Origin of the sequence: Nocardioides psychrotolerans (genome assembly GCF_900113685.1) — a bacterium.
GTDB classification, from domain to species: domain Bacteria; phylum Actinomycetota; class Actinomycetes; order Propionibacteriales; family Nocardioidaceae; genus Nocardioides; species Nocardioides psychrotolerans.
In genome coordinates, this window is record NZ_FOQG01000001.1 from 281,665 (window position 1) to 300,100 (window position 18,436).

At 73.0% G+C, this 18,436-nt stretch carries 17 protein-coding genes; 10 read left to right on the forward strand and 7 right to left on the reverse strand.

Going from position 1 to position 18,436, the window contains the following annotated elements:
• Nucleotides 1-39 precede the first annotated feature (39 nt).
• From BM204_RS01350 to BM204_RS01360, 3 genes are read left to right on the forward strand one after another with little or no spacing between them, the layout of a single operon-like run.
• The gene (locus BM204_RS01350) at nt 40-2,304 is read left to right on the forward strand and encodes a helicase-associated domain-containing protein (protein WP_091110039.1); all 2,265 of its coding nucleotides are present in this window, start codon (nt 40-42) and stop codon (nt 2,302-2,304) included.
• 10 nt (nt 2,305-2,314) lie between these two features.
• A complete protein-coding gene (locus BM204_RS23100; protein ID WP_091109777.1) occupies nt 2,315-2,845 on the forward strand; it encodes a CGNR zinc finger domain-containing protein in 531 nt (176 codons plus the stop codon).
• A gap of 46 nt (nt 2,846-2,891) precedes the next feature.
• Nucleotides 2,892-4,553, forward strand: coding sequence for a DNA repair helicase XPB (locus BM204_RS01360; protein WP_091109779.1), 1,662 nt, complete (start codon nt 2,892-2,894; stop codon nt 4,551-4,553).
• 6 nt (nt 4,554-4,559) lie between these two features.
• Here BM204_RS01360 and BM204_RS01365 read toward each other — a convergent pair whose 3' ends face one another.
• Nucleotides 4,560-4,976: a hypothetical protein gene (locus BM204_RS01365; RefSeq protein WP_091109781.1), complete on the reverse strand. Its 417-nt coding sequence runs from the start codon at nt 4,974-4,976 to the stop codon at nt 4,560-4,562.
• A 161-nt stretch (nt 4,977-5,137) separates the two neighbouring features.
• On the opposite strand from BM204_RS01365, the gene BM204_RS01370 reads away from it, so the two are divergent.
• Nucleotides 5,138-6,340, forward strand: a complete 1,203-nt coding sequence (locus tag BM204_RS01370; RefSeq protein WP_091109783.1) for an MSCRAMM family protein — start codon at nt 5,138-5,140, stop codon at nt 6,338-6,340.
• On the opposite strand, the gene BM204_RS01375 is transcribed toward BM204_RS01370, so the two are convergent.
• Entirely contained in the window at nt 6,326-9,082 is a 2,757-nt protein-coding gene (locus BM204_RS01375) for an alpha/beta hydrolase (RefSeq protein ID WP_091109785.1), read from the reverse strand. The two genes, BM204_RS01370 and BM204_RS01375, sit on opposite strands and share 15 nt — an antisense overlap.
• A gap of 106 nt (nt 9,083-9,188) precedes the next feature.
• A complete protein-coding gene (locus BM204_RS01380) occupies nt 9,189-9,848 on the reverse strand; it encodes a response regulator (RefSeq protein WP_143099616.1) in 660 nt (219 codons plus the stop codon).
• A gap of 155 nt (nt 9,849-10,003) precedes the next feature.
• Here BM204_RS01380 and BM204_RS01385 point away from each other — a divergent pair, with 155 nt between their 5' ends.
• The 6 genes from BM204_RS01385 to BM204_RS01410 all read left to right on the forward strand — a co-directional run bounded on the left by BM204_RS01385 (nt 10,004) and on the right by BM204_RS01410 (nt 16,343).
• Nucleotides 10,004-10,363, forward strand: a complete 360-nt coding sequence (locus BM204_RS01385) for a response regulator (RefSeq protein WP_091109788.1) — start codon at nt 10,004-10,006, stop codon at nt 10,361-10,363.
• A gap of 25 nt (nt 10,364-10,388) precedes the next feature.
• A complete protein-coding gene (locus BM204_RS01390; protein ID WP_091109789.1) occupies nt 10,389-12,032 on the forward strand; it encodes a sensor histidine kinase in 1,644 nt (547 codons plus the stop codon).
• Between the two features lie 98 nt (nt 12,033-12,130).
• Complete coding sequence (locus BM204_RS01395) at nt 12,131-13,540, forward strand: PAS domain-containing sensor histidine kinase (protein WP_143099617.1); 1,410 nt, start codon at nt 12,131-12,133, stop codon at nt 13,538-13,540.
• A gap of 53 nt (nt 13,541-13,593) precedes the next feature.
• Nucleotides 13,594-14,451, forward strand: a complete 858-nt coding sequence (locus BM204_RS01400; RefSeq protein WP_091109793.1) for an oxygenase MpaB family protein — start codon at nt 13,594-13,596, stop codon at nt 14,449-14,451.
• Between the two features lie 104 nt (nt 14,452-14,555).
• Nucleotides 14,556-15,671: a hypothetical protein gene (locus tag BM204_RS01405; RefSeq protein WP_143099618.1), complete on the forward strand. Its 1,116-nt coding sequence runs from the start codon at nt 14,556-14,558 to the stop codon at nt 15,669-15,671.
• Between the two features lie 27 nt (nt 15,672-15,698).
• Nucleotides 15,699-16,343 carry an HD domain-containing protein gene (locus BM204_RS01410; RefSeq protein ID WP_091110040.1) on the forward strand — a complete coding sequence of 215 codons (645 nt, stop codon included), beginning with the start codon at nt 15,699-15,701 and terminating at the stop codon, nt 16,341-16,343.
• Here BM204_RS01410 and BM204_RS01415 read toward each other — a convergent pair.
• Genes BM204_RS01415 through BM204_RS22485 form a run of 4 tightly spaced genes read right to left on the reverse strand, consistent with a single transcriptional unit; the run spans nt 16,275 to nt 18,411 of the window.
• The gene (locus BM204_RS01415) at nt 16,275-16,544 is read right to left on the reverse strand and encodes a DUF4031 domain-containing protein (RefSeq protein ID WP_091109796.1); all 270 of its coding nucleotides are present in this window, start codon (nt 16,542-16,544) and stop codon (nt 16,275-16,277) included. The two genes, BM204_RS01410 and BM204_RS01415, sit on opposite strands and share 69 nt — an antisense overlap.
• A complete protein-coding gene (locus tag BM204_RS01420) occupies nt 16,541-17,272 on the reverse strand; it encodes a copper homeostasis protein CutC (RefSeq protein ID WP_091109799.1) in 732 nt (243 codons plus the stop codon). Before BM204_RS01420 ends, BM204_RS01415 begins: the two co-directional genes overlap by 4 nt.
• A 9-nt stretch (nt 17,273-17,281) precedes the next feature.
• Complete coding sequence (locus BM204_RS22480) at nt 17,282-18,031, reverse strand: hypothetical protein (protein WP_091109800.1); 750 nt, start codon at nt 18,029-18,031, stop codon at nt 17,282-17,284.
• Nucleotides 18,028-18,411, reverse strand: a complete 384-nt coding sequence (locus BM204_RS22485; protein WP_170259042.1) for a hypothetical protein — start codon at nt 18,409-18,411, stop codon at nt 18,028-18,030. The genes BM204_RS22480 and BM204_RS22485 overlap by 4 nt, the downstream gene beginning before the upstream one ends.
• Nucleotides 18,412-18,436 lie beyond the last annotated feature (25 nt).

Genomic DNA, 18,436 nt, shown 5'->3' on the forward strand with positions numbered 1-18,436 from the left:
GGGACCCGCGGCGTGGAGGGGGCCGATAGCGTAGGAAGGATGGCAGCGACGGTTGGGTTCCGGTCCCTCGCCGACCAGCTGCGCAGCTGGTCGGACGAACGGCTGTCCCGTCTGCTCGCCGAGCGTCTCGATCTCGCCACTCCCGCCCCTCATGATTTCGGCCAGCTCGCCTCGCGAGCAGCAGTCCGTACGTCGGTCGTCCGTGCGCTCGACGGTCTCACCCGCCTCGAGCTCTCTGTCCTAGATGCCCTGGTCGTCAGCGGTCAAACCACACCGTCCGAACTCTGCCGGTCCGTCCACGCCGACCAGGCAGGGGTCGAGGCCGCCCTGGAGCGCCTCCTCGACACCGCGCTGGTGTGGGAGTCGACGTCGGGCCTGCGCCCGCTGAGCGGGGTCGGCGAGGCGCTGAGCGGAAGCACAGCGGCCGGCGTCAGCGGCCTCCAGCCCCGCAGCGGCGACCCGCTCACGCGCGCCGAGGTGACGCGGCGTCTGGCCGAGCTGTCCCCGGCTGCCCGCGCCCTGCTCGACCACGTCCTGTCCGAGGGCGGCCAGGCGACCACCGCCGCCGCCCGGCACACGATCTCCCCCGCCGACGCGGCCACCCCCGCCGAGGAGCTGCTCTCGCGCCGCCTGCTCGTCCCTCGCGGCGGCGGGACCGTCGTGCTGCCCGGTGAGGTCGGCATCGAGCTGCGCGGTGGCCACACCACCGCCGAGCCCGTCGATGAGATCCCGCCGATGGCCACCAGCGCCCGCGAGCAGCGCCTCGTCGACCGGGTGGCGGCCGGCGCCGCCTTCGAGCTCGTACGACGCCTCGAGCTGCTGCTCGACCACTGGGGCTCCCACCCGCCGGCCGCACTGCGCAGCGGCGGGCTCGGCGTACGAGAGCTCAAGGCGGCGGCGCTGTTCCTGCACGTCGACGAGCCGACCGCGGCGCTGATCATCGAGACCGCGTCGACCGCGGGCCTGCTGGCGTCGCGCGCCGACGCCGACGGCAACCCGGTGTGGGTGCCGACCGACGTCTTCGACAACTGGTCGGCCAAGGACGTGCCGCAGCGCTGGGCGCTCGCGGCGCGGTCGTGGCTCGAGAGCACGCGGACGCCGGGGCTGGTCGGCACCCGCGACGCTGCGGGCAAGCCGTGGAACGCCCTCACCGCCGAGCTGGCGACGCGCAGCATGCCCGAGACCCGCCAGATGTCGCTGCGGGTGCTGGCCGAGCTGCCCCCCGGAGCGGTGCTCGCCACCGGCACGGGGCTGCCGTCGCTGGTCGCCCGGCTCGGTTGGCTTCGTCCCCGCCGGCCGCGCTCGCGCGCCGAGCAGGTCGCCTGGACCGTCGAGGAGGCCGCGGTCCTGGGGCTCACCGGACTCGGCGGCGTCGCCACCTACACCCGGCTGCTGCTCGAGGGCCAGGACCCTGCCGACGTCATCGCCCCGCTGCTGCCCGAGCCGGTCGACCACGTGCTCATCCAGGCCGACCTGACCGCGGTCGCCCCCGGTCCGCTGGAGTCGGCGCTCGCCCGGCGCCTCCAGCTGGTGGCCGACGTGGAGTCGCGCGGCGGCGCGACGGTCTACCGCTTCACCCCCGGGTCCGTGCGGCGCGCGCTCGACGTCGGCTGGACCGCCGCCGAGGTCCACGAGTTCCTCGGCACGGTCTCGCGCACCCCGGTCCCGCAGCCCCTGACCTACCTGGTCGACGACACCGTGCGCACCTTCGGCGTGGTCCGCGTCGGGCATGCGGAGTCCTTCCTGCGCGCCGACGACGAGGCCGCGCTGACCGAGCTGCTGCACCACCCCAAGGCCGGCCCGCTCGGGCTGCGGCGGCTGGCCCCGACCGTGCTGATCAGCGACACCCCGATCGAGGTGCTGCTCCCCCGGCTGCGCGACCTCGGCGCCGCGCCCGTGGTGGAGGCGGCCGACGGCACCGTGCGGGTGACCCGCCCGGACCAGCTGCGGGCCCGCCCGCCACGGGAGCGCCGTACGGCGGCAGCGCAGGTGCGCGAGACCGCCCGGGCCGCGGCGGTCATCACCGCGATCCGCTCCGGTGACCGCGCTGCCTCGTCACGGCCGGCGTCGGGCGCTGCCCTGTCGCCCAGCGGGTCCCTGACCGCGCTGCGGGAGGCGATCGAGCTCGGCGGCGCCGTCCTGATCAGCTATGTCGACAACCACGGCAGCGCCTCCGACCGCATCATCGACCCCCTCTCCGTCGAGGGCGGACAGCTCACCGCGCGCGACCACCGCTCCGACGACGTGCGCACCTTCGCCGTCCACCGCATCACTGCCGTCAGGCCGCTGGACCCGGCTTCGTAGACTCAGGCCCGTGGACTTCGTCAGGTACGCCGAACGGTCGGCCGGTCTCCTCAACACCGAGCTGGCCGACGTCGAGGCGTTGGTGGGCCACCTCGAGGGGCGCGACTGGCTCCACGAGCAGTGCACCGGGCGCGACCTGGTGACGCTGCGGCGCTTCCAGCGCGAGCTGCGCCCGGTCTTCGAGGCCTCCGCGGCCGACGACCACCACGGGGTCATCGAGGGCCTCAACGCGCTGATGGTGCGCCACCCGATCACGCCACGGATCTCCGATCACGCCCCCGGCGACCTGCACCTGCACGTCGCGACCAAGACCGCGTCGGTCGCCGACCTGCTCGTCGGCGAGGCGCTGCTCGGACTGGCCACGCTGGTCTGCGACCTCGGTCCGACGCGGCTCGGTGTCTGCTCGTCGGCGCCCTGCACCCACGTCTTCGTGGACACCTCGCCCAACCAGTCGCGGCGCTACTGCTCGGACCGCTGCTCCTCGCGGGCGAACGTCGCTGCCTACCGCGCACGGCAGAAGGCCGAGTCCGCCAGCGTGTGATCGCGGCCGCCCGCGCGCCCGGGCACCGGGTCCGTAGACTCGCCAGGTGAACGACGGCCCCCTCATCGTCCAGTCGGACAAGACCCTCCTGCTCGAGATCGACCACGAGCAGGCGCAGGCGTGCCGTCGGGCGATCGCACCGTTCGCGGAGCTGGAGCGGTCCCCCGAGCACATCCACACCTACCGGCTGACGCCGCTGGGGCTCTGGAACGCCCGGGCGGCGGGCCACGACGCCGAGCAGGTGATCGACACCCTGTTGGCCTTCAGCCGCTATGCCGTGCCTCACGCCCTGCTGGTCGACATCGCCGAGACCATGGCCCGCTACGGCCGACTGCGCCTGGAGAAGCACCCGGTCCACGGGCTCGTCCTGGCCAGCAACGACCGTCCCGTGCTCGAGGAGGTGCTGCGCGCCAAGAAGGTCGCGGGGATGATCGGGGAGCGGCTCGACGCCGACACCGTGGCCGTCCACGCCTCCGAGCGCGGCAACCTCAAGCAGGCCCTGCTCAAGCTGGGCTGGCCGGCAGAGGACTTCGCCGGCTACGTCGACGGCGAGGCCCACCCGATCTTCCTCGACGAGTCCGAGTGGCACCTGCGCGACTACCAGCGCGACGCGGCCGACTCCTTCTGGCACGGCGGCTCCGGCGTGGTCGTGCTGCCCTGTGGCGCCGGCAAGACGCTGGTCGGTGCGGCCGCGATGGCCCACGCCAAGGCGACCACGCTGATCCTGGTCACCAACACCGTGAGCGCGCGCCAGTGGAAGGACGAGCTCATCCGTCGTACGAGCCTGACGGAGGACGAGATCGGCGAGTACTCCGGTGCCGTCAAGGAGATCCGTCCGGTCACCATCGCGACCTACCAGGTCCTCACCACGCGTCGGAAGGGTGTCTACACCCACCTCGAGCTGCTCGACGCCCGCGACTGGGGCCTGGTCGTCTACGACGAGGTCCACCTGCTGCCGGCGCCGATCTTCCGGATGACGGCCAACCTCCAGGCACGGCGTCGGATCGGCCTCACCGCGACCCTCGTGCGCGAGGACGGCCGCGAGGGCGACGTCTTCTCCCTGATCGGGCCCAAGCGCTACGACGCGCCCTGGAAGGACATCGAGGCCCAGGGCTACATCGCGCCGGCCGACTGCGTCGAGGTCCGCGTCACGCTGCCGACCAACGAACGCATCGTCTACGCGACCGCCGAGCCCGAGGAGCGCTACCGACTCGCCTCCTGCACGCACCACAAGGTCCAGGTCGTGCGCGACCTCGTCGCCCAGCACCCCGGCCAGCCGACACTGGTCATCGGCCAGTACATCGACCAGCTCGACGAGCTCTCCGCCGCCCTCGACGCGCCCGTGATCAAGGGCGAGACGCCGGTCAAGGAGCGCCAGCGGCTCTTCGAGGCCTTCCGCACCGGCGAGGTCGGGCTGCTGGTCGTCAGCAAGGTCGCCAACTTCTCCATCGACCTGCCCTCCGCCGAGGTCGCGATCCAGGTGTCGGGGTCCTTCGGGTCACGCCAGGAGGAGGCCCAGCGTCTCGGCCGGCTGCTGCGGCCCAAGTCCGAGGGCAAGTCGGCGCACTTCTACACGATCGTCAGCCGCGACACCGTCGATGCCGACTTCGCCCAGAACCGACAGCGCTTCCTGGCCGAGCAGGGCTACGCCTACCGGATCATCGACGCCGAAGACCTCACCGGCAAGCCCGAGGACCTGCCGGGCTGAGGGGCGTCAGGCCACGTTGACGGCGATCAGCACCGCGACCATCAGGGCCAGGAAGACCATCAGCCCGGTGAAGAAGGCCACACCCTTGCGCTTCTGCCGCTCGAAGCCGATGTTGCCGGTCGTGAACTGGTGGAGGGGCGCGGCGTAGAAGACCGGCACCTGCTGTCCGGGCGCCACGTCGACGTCGAGCGCTGCCTGGCCGAACTGACGCAACCACTGGCAGTGCACCTCGCCGCGCCAGCGACCGGCGGGCACCGGCAGCGCGTTGACGCCGTACGCCGTGGCGACGGGGTAGCCGTTGAGCCGCACCTTCGGCGGGACGGCGCTGCTCGTCACCATGCTGCCCTGGAGCGTGAGCTGGATCCAGCCGGCGGGCTGGCCGGAGGGCGGCTGAGTCTGCGGGGACTGCGGGGCCTGGGTCATGGCTCCTACCTCCCCCGCTCCCCGCGGCGCAAACGTCGCCTGCCCGGGTCGCATGAGGCACGCCACCTCGATTCGGGCACGGGACCGCGCGGCCCGACCTACCATGGAGACAGATCGACCAGCGGCCACTCGGGCGCCCAGGTCATGAAACCGGAGCACTCATGTCGTCCCTCCCCCTGGTCCGCCGCCGCGGCCTCGTCATCGCCCTCCTCGGAGCGCTCCTGGCCGGGCTGCTGCTGCTCGTCCCGACGCCCGGCGCTCCTGCGGCGGATCCGACCGGCAGGGTGCGGGGCAACATCTTCGGCACGACCGGCGGCACCCCGCTGAAGCTCAAGATGCTCATCTTCAAGGGCGACTGGACCTACCTCAGCGCCCGCAACGTCTTCGGGAGTGCCTACTCGATCGCGCTGCCGGCCGGCAACTACCACCTGCAGTTCGTCGACAAGCGGCCCACCTACGACGTCCGCAAGTTCGCCCCCACCGACGTGTTCGTCAAGGTCCGATCCGGAGCGACCGTCGCCAAGGACGTCCGCATGCGCAAGGGAGCCGCGATCACTGGCACCGTCCTCGCCGGCGGCAAACCGGGAGCCAAGGCCCGCGTCGTCGCGGCCAACCCGAACGAGCAGTCCTTCGAGACCCTCGCCAACGACAAGGGCCAGTTCGCCATCGGTGGTCTCCCCGCCGGCAGCTACTCGGTCTTCACCTATGACCACCGCAAGCAGTTCGTCGGCAAGAGCAGCTACATCCGCAACCTGGGCGCCGGCAAGTTCGCCAACCTGCGCATCGCGCTGCCGAAGAGGGCCGGCGGTCTGCTCGTCGACCTCTACGCCGGCGGAAAGCCCCTCCAGGGGACCACCTTCGCCACGGCGATCAGTCGGCGGACCGGACAGTTCTGGACCTCCAAGGTCCGCCAGGGCAGCGTCAGCTTCCAGGGCCTGTTCCCCGGCCGCTATCGGATCGTGGTGCCGGACGTGGGTCGCTGGTTCGGTCGCACCGGCAGCGTGAAGAACGGCGTCGTCCGCCCCGGACGGACGGCGTTCGGCAGCTTCAGGCTGACCCAGAGGGGCGGTGCGTTCACCGGCAAGATCGTCCGTGAGGACGGCGGCATGCCCATGGGCGGAGCCACGGTTCGCCTGTTCGACTCTTCGGGCGCGACGGTCTCCGAGACGACGACCTCCAGCACCGGCTACTTCCTCGTCGGCGGCAGGCTGCGCACCCAGTCGGGCATGACCCTGGTCGCCTTCAACTCCTTCGACGCCAACTACGACCGGATCTCCCGCGAGGGCCTGAGCATCCAGCTCAACCAGGACAAGTCGCTCGGCACCCTGGTCATGCCCCGCGCCAAGACCTCAGCCCGCCGCTGAGCCACCAGCACTGCGGGCGACGTAGATCGTCCGCGTGAAGCGTTGCCGCCCGACCACGAGCCGCAGCGTGATCGACTCCCTCGGCTCGGCCACGCCGTCGCGGGCGATCGGCACGCTGACCACGACGCGACGCTGCCCAGCGCGCACCTGCTCGTAGAGCGAGAGCCGGGTGGAGGCGAGCGTCGCCGCGGGATCCTCGCTGTAGCCGTAGCGCTCGAACCAGGCGGCGGGCACGTCGGCGACCCGCAGCCCAGCGGGCGAGCGGAGCACGCGTGCCTGCACGAACAGGTCGTAGTCGATCGTGCCGCCCAGTCGCACCACGACCTCGACCCGCTCCCCCTCGCGCACCGTCCGGGACACGGGGCTCACCGTCACCGGCGGAGCGGGGTCGTCGTCCTCGATGCGGACGTCTGCCACGTAGGCATCGGTCATGACGTTGCGGGTGGCCCAGATCGACGCCGTCGTCACCGAGGGCGACAGGTCGTCGCGACGGTCCACGTCGTAGGACACCGGCACGCTGCCGGACGTCTGCCCCGGTGCGAGGTCGATCGTGAAGGACTGGACCGCTCCCCTCGCCTGCCCGACGGTCACGACCTCCACCTTCATCGGTCGCGAGACCTCACCCGTCACGCGGAAGGGCATCCGCGCCTCCCGGGTGCCGGACGCGTCCCCCTCGACGAGCCGCAGCCCCGCGAGCGAGAGCGTCGGCAGCCGCCGCTCCGGCACGGCAGCCAACGTCACGGGAGCGCTGGCCAGGTCGGCGACCCACACGCGACCGCGCGGGGTGCCTGCCACCAGCTCCACGGCGGTGACGCGGGTCAGGTCGATCCCGGCCGCGACCGTGGGGTCCACGACCAGGGTCTGCGCCCACAGCTTGGTGCCGAACGGCACGCTCGGGAGGGCCGGGACCAGACCGCCACCCTCAGGGGTCACCTCGGCGCGGGCACCGTCGGCGTCGGTCAGGCGCACCCCGAAGGTCGCGTCACCGCCTGCGTCGTCGACGATGGTGCGCAGCTCGAGCCGTCCGGTCGACAGGTCGAGCGGGCGGTCCAGGCCGAGGCCGGCGCGCTGACCGACCGCCGTCCAGGCCATCTCGAAGAAGCGCCTCGTCGGCACGCGGGCGCCGTCGGCCTCCCAGTGCGGCGTCACGGTGTCGGTGAGGGAGCGGCCGCACCGACCGAAACGGTTCTCGAAGCCGGCGACGCCCACGCAGAACTGCGAGGTGGCGCCCACCGGCAGGGTCGGGCTGGTCCCCGCGGCCGGCCGACGGACGTCGCGGCCGCCCCCGACGGCGTGGCTGCGCAGGTCGGCTCCGTCGAGGGAGTCGACCGTGACGGTCGAGCCGTCGTAGAGCGGGAGGAACTGCTGCTCGCCCGCGAAGAGTCGCACGGCGCCCGCGACGACGGTCCGCCCGGCGCGGTGCTGCCCGGCCGGGCTGAGCCGGTCGGGCGACTTCCGGCCACACCCCTCGGTGTCGGCCCCGGACCAGTCGTCCACGGCCGGCGCGACGGCGGTCGCCGGGGTCCACTCGGTGTTGAAGAAGTTGTGGTTGGCGCCCATGACCATGACCGAGCTCTTGAGGGAGGTGTCGTCGGTCGTCAGGTCGCGAGCGAGGTCGGTGAACTTCTGACCCTGGAGGTCGCTGACGTCGCCGTCGCAGTAGGGCAGGACGGTGACGGTGGGGACGTAGGGCGCGCTCTGGACACCGAAGTCGGTCGGCGCGAGGAGCACCTGCCCGACGACGCGGTAGGGCGCGTCCAGCGGGATCCTGATCGAGGCGCGGTCGACTCCCTCGCCACCGCGGCTGTGACCGACTAGGACGACGCGGTCGAGGTCGACCTGGTGCGCTGCGGCGATGCCGACCCAGTGGTCGAGGTGCTCGCGCACGATGTCGGCGCGCACGCCGGCACCGCCGTCGGGCAGCCGGAAGTCCTGCGCGTTGATGCCGTTGACCCGGATCGAGACCGAGGCATAGCCCTGGGTCGCCAGCAGGCGCTGCATGTAGTCGTAGCCGAGGTGGCTGGGGATCTCGAGGGCCGGGGCCGCGCAGGGCCACGCACCCAGATCACCCTCGGTGCCGGGCGGCAGATAGCACACCTCGTGCCGGCCGTGCAGGAACAGCACCAGCGGCCGTGGTCCGGTGGCGGCTGCGGGGTCGGGCTCAACGACGTGCCCCAGCATCTCGATCGGCTCGGGCATGCCGGGCAGCTTGACGGGGTCGAGGGTGTAGTCGCTGGTCACGACCGCATGGGGGCCGGCGACCCCGGGGTCGGCCGCCAGGGTCTGCTTCACCGGCACGGTCGCGGCTGCTCGGCCACCTCCGCGGCGTGCGACGGCGACCCGGGGCTCGTCGAGGACACGGCCGGAGAGCACGACGTCGAGGTCGGCCGGGTCGGGCGCGCTGGGTGAGGACACGACGCTGGTGAGCGTGCGACCGTCGGCGGACAACGTCGGTACGCCGATCACGGCGGCGTCGGCGCCCATGCCCGGCGCCGGCACGACCCGCGGCCGGTCGGAGGTGAGCGGCAGGCGCCGCGGCGAGGTCCAGGAGACGAGGTGGCGGCCCGGTGCGGTGGTGCGCACCTGCCAGTCGCCCCGGGTCGATGTGGCGACCTGATCGGCCGCCTCCGTCCCGGTCGCGCCAGCCGGGCTGCCGGGCACCTCCAGCAGGCTCAGCACCATCGCAACCCCCGCGATCGCGCCCGCCGTCGTGCCCGCGACCGTGCGCATCAGTGCCTGCATCCCGTGCTCCTCTGCTCGTGGGGAGCGCCCCCGCCGCAACCTAGCGCGCGGCGCGGTCGTGGGACGGCGGGCGTCCAGACCAGGTTCCGCGGCGCGAGCAGCAGGGTCAGATGTCGGGGAGCAACCCGTCGCGGACGGCGATCGAGAGGGCCTCGAGCTTGGAGTGGGCGCCCAGCTTGGCCGACAGGTTGGCGATGTGGTTGCGCACGGTGTGCACGCTGACGGTGAGCTCGGCGGCGATCGCGGCGTTGGACAATCCGCCGGACAGCAGCCCGAGGACTTCGCGCTCGCGCTCGGTGAGGTCGGTCGCCCGTGGCCTGCCGCTGCGGTGCAGGCGGGGCAGCAGACGGGCGAGGAGCTCGGGCGAGATGACCGCCTCACCCGCCGCCGCGGCCCGCACTGCCGAGGTCAGCTCGGCCAGGCTGCGGGTCTTCGAGACGAAGCCCGAGGCACCCTTCTCCAGGGCCTTGACCAGGACGTGGTCGGCGGCGCTGGCCGTGAGCATGACGATCTGGGCCGTGGGACGCAGCGCGAGGAGCTCGCCGATGGCGTCGGCCCCGTCGCCGTCGGGGAGTCGGTGGTCGAGCAGGATGACGTCGGGAGCCGTGGTGAGGATGAGCGAGCGGGCCCGCTCGAGGGAGCCAGCCACGCCCACGCTGATCAGGTCGGGCTCAGCGTCGAGGACGTGCGCGAGGCTGGTGGCGAGGACCTCGTGGTCGTCGACGACGAGCACGCGGGTCACCTCCGCGACCGTCTCGGCGGTCATCGGGGTGTCCTCCACGGTCCCTCCCGGACTGGCTGCGTCACACCCTCTCGAGGTGATAGCGCCAAACGTACTAGAGGAGTAGCGCTGCGAGTGGCTGTCCGACGAAGTCGGGTCCGAGGAGTATGGACCCCGACTGACGCGGAGGGGGAGATCGGATGAGCAGCATCCGTGTCGTGATCGCCGTCGCCGTGACCCTGGCGTCCACCCCCGACCTGGTGCTGCTCGACGTTCGCATGCCCGGCGGCGGGCCCGACGGTGCCCGCCGGCTGCTGGCCGGGCCTCCTCCCACCCCGGCCGTGGTGGCTGTCTCCGCACACACCGGCGCCTCCTCGGTCGCCGCGATGGTGCGCGCGGGTGTGGTCGGCTACCTCACCAAGGGCCGGCTGGCGGGCCTGCCCGACCTGGTGGCTCGCTGCGCCGGCGGCCACGTGGTCCTGGACGCGTCCGGCGCCGCCGACGCGATGCGTCAGCTCCGCCAAGACCCACCCGCCGGGGGTCCAGCGGACGTACGCTGACCGGACCGTCGGAGGTGGGAGAGACATGAGCGCGCGGCCAGCGTGGTTCGGTGACCGGGGCGTCGTCGGGGACATCATCGAAGCCTCGCCCCACAACGTCATCGCGGTCGACGCCGACGGTGCGATCGCGTTCGTCAACGCGCGGGCCCTGCGCACCTTCGGCTACGGCGAGGCCGAGCTCGTGGGCCTGCCCGTCGAGGTCCTGCTCCCGGAGGACCTCGACGACCGGCACCGGCACCACCGCGCCAACTTCGCGGCCCACCCGGTCGCCCGTCCGATGGGCATCGGGCTCGAGGTCCTGGGCCGGCGACGTGACGGCAGCACGCTGCCGGCGGAGGTCAGCCTGACCCCGGTCGTCACCGACCGTGGGTCGTGGATCCTGTGCTCGATCGCCGATGTCACCGACCGCCGGGCGACGGAGGACCGGCTCGCGCGGGTCAACCGCGACTACCGGACGATGGCGGCCCTCAACGAGGCGATCGTCCTGGCCCAGGACCCCCCGCAGCTCTACGCCGAGACCTGCCGGATCGCCATCGAGGAGGGTGGATACCTCGGCGCCTGGGCGGTGCGACGGACGCTCGACCAGGGGGTCGAGACGCTGGCGACAGCCGGCGTCCTCGACGACTACATCGCACACCTCGACATCAGCCTCGACCCCCGCAGCCGGCGCGGCAACGGCCCGACCGCGACCGCCCTGCGCACCGGCCAGGCCGTCTACAGCTCCGACTTCGCCTCCGACACCATCACCCTGCCGTGGCACGCGCTCGCGGAGAGCTTCGGCATCCGCTCCTCGGCGACCCTCCCGCTCGCGGTCGGCGGCCGGTCAGTCGCCGCGCTCAGCCTCTGGTCGGCCGAGCCGCGCCAGTTCGACGAGCGACTGCGCAGCCAGCTGACCGGCCTGGCCCGCAACGTCTCCTTCGCGCTGGACGGGTTCGTCGCCTCCGCCCGGCTCAACCGACTGGCCCAGCAGCGCAGTGACCTCCTGCGCCGGGTCGTGGCGGCGCAGGAGGACGAGCGGGCCCGCATCGCCGCCGACGTGCACGACGAGTCGGTCCAAGCCCTCGCCGCGGTCGACCTACGCCTCGGGCTGCTGGCGCGCCGCGTCCAGGAGGTCGCCCCCGAGCTGGCCCCGTCGGTCGCCCAGCTCCAGGAGACCGTCACCTCGGTCACCACCGGTCTGCGTCACCTGCTGTTCGATCTCGAGGCCCCGGACACGCAGTCCAGCCTCGACGAGGCCCTGCGCGAGGCCGCGGGAAACCTGTTCGAGCACAGCAAGGTGCGGTGGTCGGTCACCGTCGAGCACCGAGGACCTGGTGACGAGCCATCCCTGCAGTTGTCCGAAAGCGTGCAGGTCCAGGCGCTGCGCATCGCCAAGGAAGCCCTCATCAACGTGCGCAAGCACGCGGGGGCCTCCATCGTCGAGGTCATCGTGCGGGAGGTCGGCGACGGCATCGAGGTGGTCCTCACCGACGACGGTGTGGGCGTCGGGCCCGCGCCGGCCGCGTCGGCACCCGGTCACCGGGGCGTCTCCACGATGCGGGACCGCGCCGAGCTCGTGGGGGGTTGGTGCCGGCTCGAGCAGGCAGAGCCGGGCACGACCGTGCGCTTCTGGGTGCCCCGCGAGATCCCTCCGGTGCTCCTGCTGACCCATCAGTCCCACCACGACTGACGCGCGACCGACTGCCCCGCCCCTCTGGCACCTCAGCACCAGACGAGATGAGGAGTGCGTCCCTTCACCTCGGACGAAGACTCCCCGAGCCTGGGGTGGTGCCCTCCCTCCCCAGTCCCGTCAGCATCTCGCCGCGGACCGCACGGCGGACCGCGCGCGGTCGGGAGACCTTCCTCGCGGTGCTCAGCTCCTCTCCGGTACCGGCCGTGCTGGTGGCGGGCGGTCACCACGGGCTGACCGTCCTCGCGGCCAACGAAGCAGCCCGCCGGTCCCTCCCCTGTCCCGGGCCGCTGGTCGGTGGCGACCTCGGCGACGTCCTGGGCCACGACGACCTCAGCGCCCTGGTCGACGCGGTCACCGAGGTGGTCGGCGGCCGACTCGCGTCCTGGGTGCACGAGGCCGGTGGGACCGGCCCCCTCGCGACCGCCCGGCTGACGCTGTCGCGCCTGACCACCCCTGGGGAGCAGCCCCTCGGGGTCCTCCAGATCCTCCACCGTCCGGCGGAGCGGAGCGACCCGCACCGAGCCGACCCCACCGAGCACCAGGTCGCCCAGGGCCTCTTCGACCGGGTGACTCACGACGTCGACCGGGGCGATCGGTTCAGTCGCCGTGAGTGGACCTGCGTGCGCCAGGACGGTGAGCGTCGCGCGGTCACGTTGACCATCAGCGCCCTCAGGGAGCCAGGCGGCACCACCACCGGTCACCTGGTGCTGGGCGAGGACGTCACCGAGCGTCGCCGCGGCGACGACCTGCTGGCGCGAGCCCGCGGCGCCGAGCGTGAGGCCGCACGTCGCCTCGCCGCCCTCGAGCGCGCCAAGGACGACTTCCTCACCACCGTCGGGCACGAGCTTCGCACGCCCCTGGCGAGCATCCTCGGCTTCACCGAGCTGCTCCGTGACCAAGGGCCGGGTGGGCCTGCCTCGGCGGACCTGCTCGAGCGCGTCCTCCGCAACGGCGAGCGGATGCTCGAGCTCGTGGAGGGCATGGCGATGCTCGCCCGCCTCGGGTCGACCCCGGTCCAGGCCGACGCCCCCGACGTCGACCTGCGTGACGTCGTACGACGGGCGGTCGCGCACGTCGCCTGCGCCGCACAGGCGCGCGGGCAGCGCCTCGAGGTGGAGCTGCCCGGAGGTCCCGTCGTGGTCGCCGGCCACGATGCCGACCTCACCCGCGCCGTGGGCGAGCTGCTCGACAACGCGGTCAAGTTCACTCCCGCAGACGGCAGCATCACCGTCTCGCTCGCCCAGGAGGCCCGCGAGTGCGTGCTGGTCGTCGCCGACACCGGGGACGGCATCCCCGCCGACGAGCAGGACCACGTCTTCGACCGCTTCGCCAGGTCGGCACGGACCGTCGACCAGGCGGTGCCCGGCACCGGCATCGGGCTGGCCATCCTGCGCGAGGTCGTCACCATCCACGGCGGCAGCGTGGCGGTGACCTCGGGGACCTCCGAGACCTCCGAGACCTCGGGGGCCCGGTTCACGGTGCGGCTGCCACTGCGCGAGGCCTGAGCCGGCGCTCCGGTCCAGATGCACGGCCCCCTGGCACCATGGGGGACGTGTCGATGGTGAGTGGTGCGAGAGACCGGCTCGGCGAAGCCCTGTTCCTGCGGGTCGCGGGACCCGACGGCGCTGCCCACGCGGCGCGCATCCACGGCACACCGGGGCCACGCTGGTTCGAGCCGGACAGCGCGATCGTGCGCGTGCACGCCGACGCCTCCATGTTCGTCGGCGGCATCCGGGCGCTGCTGCTCCAGACCCTGCACCCTGCCGCGATGCGGGCGGTCTCCGAGCACTCCGGCTTCCGCGGTGACATGTGGGGACGCCTCAACCGGACCAGTCGCTACCTCGCGGTCACGACGTTCGGCACCGTCGACGACGCCCAGCAGTCCATCGACGTCGTGCGATCCATCCACGCCCGCGTCACCGGCACGATGCCCGATGGCACGCCCTACGCGGCGTCCGACCCGCACCTGCTGATGTGGGTCCACGTCGCCGAGGTCGACAGCTTCCTGCTGGCCCACCAGGTCTACGGCAAGGAGCCGCTGGACCAGGCGGGCCGCGACGAGTACGTCGCCCAGACCGGCGAGGTCGCGCGCCGCCTCGGCGTCGTCGACCCGCCGACCACCGAGGCCGAGCTGCGCGCCGTCCTGGCGTCCTACCGTCCCGAGCTGCGCGGCTCCCCCGAGGCCCGCGAGGCCGTGCGCTTCCTGCTCTTCAGGCCGCCGCTGCCGTTGGCCGCGCGCGTCCCCTACGGCGTGCTCATGGCGGCTGGGATCGGGTTGATGCCGCGCTGGAGCCGCCTGCCGCTGCGACTGCCGTGGCTGCCGGTGTCGGAGCGCACGGTGGTGCGCGCCCTCGGCGGCGTCGCCACCGGGACGATCCGCTGGGCCCTGGGCGCCGGCCCGCGCGCCACTTCTTGAGGCTTTCTTGCGCGCAGCCTGATCAGGGACAGGGGATCGATTTCCTAATGTCACCCCAGGGTCACCCGATGTAGAGGTGATCACCGAGGAGGGGACGGGCGGTCATGACGGCACCAGCAGTGGTCCACGGCACGATCGAGGCTCCCGGGCCTTGCGTCGCGCTCCTCACCTGGTCCGACCACACCGGTCGGGTCGTGGGGCGGCGACGCTCGCGCGACCTGACCTTCCGCCTCACCCTGGTCCCCGGTCGCTACCGCGTCGACGTCGAGGACGACCGACCGCTCGCCGATCCGCGTCGGCACGGCGGCACCCACGTGGTGCTCGACCTGCGACCCGGCGACGTGCTCGAGCAGCCGCTGCAGCTCGAGAAGGTCGCCCCTCTCCGTGGCGTCGTCGAGGCCGACGAGCTGCCCGAGCGCCACGCCCGGGTCCACGTCCGGCACGAGGACGGACGCAGCTGGGAGCTGCGGACCGACGCCCACGGCCGCTTCCTCGCCGCCGGTCTGCCGGCCGGCGCGCTCACCCTCACGGCGTACGACGCGCGTCGCTCGGCCTGTGTCGCGGAGGTGACCGTCGCCGCCGACCGTCCCGAGACGTTCGTCCGGATCGACACCCCGACCGCGACCGTGGCCGTGCGCCTCACGCTGCCGGACGGTGTCGCGGTCCCCGCGGCGCAGGGCAACCTGGTCGACACCAGGACCGGGCAGCAGCACCCGATCAGGGTCCGTGACGGCGTCGGAGCGGTCAGCGGTCTCGTCCCCGGCTGCTACGACCTGGTGCTGGCGCCCTCACGGGGCGTCCTCGGTGGCACCTTCGCGCTGGGCCCGGTCGCGGTTGACGCGATGGTCGTGACCGAGGTCGTCGTCGAGCGGAGCGCGGTCGTCACCGGCCGGGTCCTCGACGGGGCGACGGGCCTGGGCCTGCTCGCCGCACCGGTCTCGCTCCTCGACGCCGACGGCACCGAGCTCGAGCGAACGCGCACCGACTCCCGTGGTCACTTCGTCCTGGGGCGGGACCTGCGCACCGCCGGTGAGCTCACCGTCGTGGTCTCCGGCGGACCCGAACGCCGTCACGTGCAGCGCGTCGCCATCGCCGACGTCGAGGTGCGCACCGGTCGTCGGGTCGACCTCGGCGCCATCGTCCTGCCGGCGAGCTGCACCGCCCACTGGTCACCGCGCCTGCACGTCACGGCCATGACCTTGCCCGCGACGAGGGTCTGAGCCGCCCCGTTTGCTTGAATGGTCTGCGTGGAACTCCATGCGGCCTGGCCGCTGACCGACGCCGCCTCGATCGACCTGCGCGACCAGCTGCTCGCGGCCTACGCCGACCCGTCGCGCGGCTACCACGACCTGCGTCACCTCGCGGAGGTGCTCACCCGGCTCGACGAGCTCGACGGCGCGGGCGCCACCTTCGACCGTGACCCGGTCCTGCTGGCGGCGTGGTTCCACGACGGCATCTACGACGGTGAGCGCGACGCCGAGGAGCGCTCCGCGGCGTGGGTCGAGCGGGCGCTGCCCGGGCTGGTCCAGGATGACGTCGTCACCGAGGTGGCCCGGCTGGTGCGGCTCACCGAGACCCACCGCCCCGAGGCCGACGACGCCGGCGGCTGCGCGCTCTCCGACGCCGACCTCGCGATCCTCGCCTCCGACCGCGCGCGCTACGACGAGTACGTCGCGACCGTGCGGGTGGACTACCTCCACGTGCCCGACGACCTGTTCGTCACCGGGCGCACGGCCGTCCTGGAGGACCTTCTCGCCAAGCCCCGCCTCTTCCACACCGCCTACGCCCGCGAGCACTGGGAGCAGCCGGCCCGGGCCAACGTGTCAGCCGAGTTGGTCCGTCTTGCGGCGGCGCAGCCCGGCGGCGATCAGCCGGGCGACCAGCTCTCGTGAGCTGATCGGGGCAGCGCCGAGCTCCACGACCGCGTCGTACCACTCCGACGGGACGTCGTAGTGATCCCGGTCGAACCCCCGCTCGGGGATCCCGGCGAGCCGGGCGAAGGCGTGGAGCTCGTCGTAGGAGGTGTCGCTGGCGAGGTGCGACCAGAGCCGGCCGTGGCCCGCCGCGTCGGGAGGGTCGATGAGGACCGTCATCCTGTGCGGTCGGCTGCGTCGTCGAGCATGAGCCGCCAGGAGCGGACGAAGTCGGCGTCGACGTAGGAGCGGGTCGTCGCACCCGGCCGGACCTGGACGTCGACGTGGAACTGCCGCACCCCGGCCCGCAGCAGCCACGGCACGTGCTCGGGCAGCAGACCACCGGCCGGCATCAGGAACCGCGCGACGTCGGGGTCGCTGTCGAGCACGGCCAGCAGGTCGTCGTAGCCGTGGGTCAGCCCCTGGGGCGAGCCGCCCGAGCAGACGGCGCTGAGGCCGGGCAGCCGGACCACGTCGCGCCAGGCGCGGCGCGGTTCCAGGGCCTGGTCGAAGCCGCGGTGGAACGTCCACGGGACGCCGGGCAGGGCCCGGGCCAACGCCACGCAGGTCTCGGTGTCGATCTCGAGGTCGGTGTCGAGGAAGCCGAAGACCACGCCCTCGGCACCGAGGGAGACATACTCCTCCGCCAGCCCGACGAGCCGGGTGAACTCCCCTCCGGTCGTCGTCAGCGAGTCGTTGAGCCGCAGCATCACCCGCACCGGCAGCTCGGTCCCGCGGATGACCTGGGCGGCCGCCGCGAGGTCGGGTGAGCGACCGTCGCCGTCGCCTTCCACGGCGCCTTCCACGGCGCCCTTCACTGCGAACGAGAGCCGATCGGCGCCGCCCTGTTCGCAGCCAGCGATGTCGCGCGAGTGCAGCACCGCCACCTCGAGGAGCCCTCTGCCCATGCGGTGACTCTAGAGCGTCGTGGGCACCAGGTCGGGAAGCCCGCCGAAGGACTCCAGTCGCGCGGCCTGCACCTGCGCCCAGCTGCTGACCTCGTGCTGCAGGGCGGTGAGGGTGTCGATGGTGTCGGCTACTCGTCGTACGTCGTCGATGATGTCGCTCACCGCTCCCATCCCGGAGGTCGCGATGTCGGCGGCGAAGACCGCCCAGCCGAGCGGCCCGGCGATGCGCGTGAGGATGCGGCGGGCCAGCCGTGCGAGCGTCTCCCCCAGGTCGACCAGGAGTCGCTCGACCCGCACGGCCAGCCGCTCGCAGAAGTCGGCGACCTCGTCGAGGAGCAACGCCGCGCGACCGACGGTGACCGCGAGGGCGAGGCCAGCGAGCGCGAGGCCCTCCACCCGCACGACGTACGCCGACGCGGCGGCGCCGCGCCACACGAGCGCGGCGTGGACCCCGAGGCCGAGGACGCGACGGCTCCACGTGGACAGTGCGTCCTCGACCTGGTGACAGGCCACGGCGTTCTGCCCGATCGCCTCCCAGTCACCGCTCAGGGGCACGACTAGCAGCTCCTCGAGGCTGCCGTCGGGGAGCTCGGACAGCCCGGCGCCGGCCTGGTTGATCGCCCGGATGCCGAGGTTGACGACGTCGCGCAGTGCCGACAGGCCGATGTCCCACGCCTCCAAGGTGGCGTCGTGGGCTCGCTCTGCCTCCCCCTCCCGGGGCGGGAGGAGACCGAGCGCGGCCGCGGTGGTGGACGTCATGGGGCGCTGCGAGGGATGAGGCCCCCGAGGTCGCGGGCGGTCGCGACGTCGGTGGCGGCCAGGTCCGCGGCCGCTCGTCGTAGGCCGTCGGTCAGGTCGCGCCACTGGTCCTCGAAGCGTCTCCCGAGCTCGGCGAACGCGGCCTCGAGCGGGTCCATGGCTGCGGCGAGCGGTCGCAGCACGCACACCGGGCTCGGCTCGAAGCCGTCGCGACGGCAGACCCACGCGCGGGCGTGGCGCACGATCTCGTCGGCCTGCTGGGCCAGGTCGGCCATACGCGCGGGCAGGGCCTCGAGGTCGTCCCAGGAGGACACCTCGACGGGGCCCGGCGTGGGGCCTGGTGTCGGGCCTGGTGTCGGGCTGGGATGGGGGGAGGTCATGGCGTGGTGGTGCCCGGGGACGGCC

Bases quoted from the DNA above. Each gene is read 5' to 3' on its own strand.
- BM204_RS22485 (WP_170259042.1), bottom strand. From the start codon at position 18,411: ATGACCTCCCCCCATCCCAGCCCGACACCAGGCCCGACACCAGGCCCC.
- BM204_RS01415 (WP_091109796.1), bottom strand. From the start codon at position 16,544: ATGACGGTCCTCATCGACCCTCCCGACGCGGCGGGCCACGGCCGGCTC.
- BM204_RS01380 (WP_143099616.1), bottom strand. From the start codon at position 9,848: ATGACCGCCGAGACGGTCGCGGAGGTGACCCGCGTGCTCGTCGTCGAC.
- BM204_RS01400 (WP_091109793.1), top strand. From the start codon at position 13,594: ATGGTGAGTGGTGCGAGAGACCGGCTCGGCGAAGCCCTGTTCCTGCGG.
- BM204_RS01390 (WP_091109789.1), top strand. From the start codon at position 10,389: ATGAGCGCGCGGCCAGCGTGGTTCGGTGACCGGGGCGTCGTCGGGGAC.
- BM204_RS01385 (WP_091109788.1), top strand. From the start codon at position 10,004: ATGAGCAGCATCCGTGTCGTGATCGCCGTCGCCGTGACCCTGGCGTCC.
- BM204_RS01375 (WP_091109785.1), bottom strand. From the start codon at position 9,082: ATGCAGGCACTGATGCGCACGGTCGCGGGCACGACGGCGGGCGCGATC.
- BM204_RS01350 (WP_091110039.1), top strand. From the start codon at position 40: ATGGCAGCGACGGTTGGGTTCCGGTCCCTCGCCGACCAGCTGCGCAGC.
- BM204_RS22480 (WP_091109800.1), bottom strand. From the start codon at position 18,031: ATGACGTCCACCACCGCGGCCGCGCTCGGTCTCCTCCCGCCCCGGGAG.
- BM204_RS01420 (WP_091109799.1), bottom strand. From the start codon at position 17,272: ATGGGCAGAGGGCTCCTCGAGGTGGCGGTGCTGCACTCGCGCGACATC.
- BM204_RS01405 (WP_143099618.1), top strand. From the start codon at position 14,556: ATGACGGCACCAGCAGTGGTCCACGGCACGATCGAGGCTCCCGGGCCT.
- BM204_RS01370 (WP_091109783.1), top strand. From the start codon at position 5,138: ATGTCGTCCCTCCCCCTGGTCCGCCGCCGCGGCCTCGTCATCGCCCTC.
- BM204_RS01365 (WP_091109781.1), bottom strand. From the start codon at position 4,976: ATGACCCAGGCCCCGCAGTCCCCGCAGACTCAGCCGCCCTCCGGCCAG.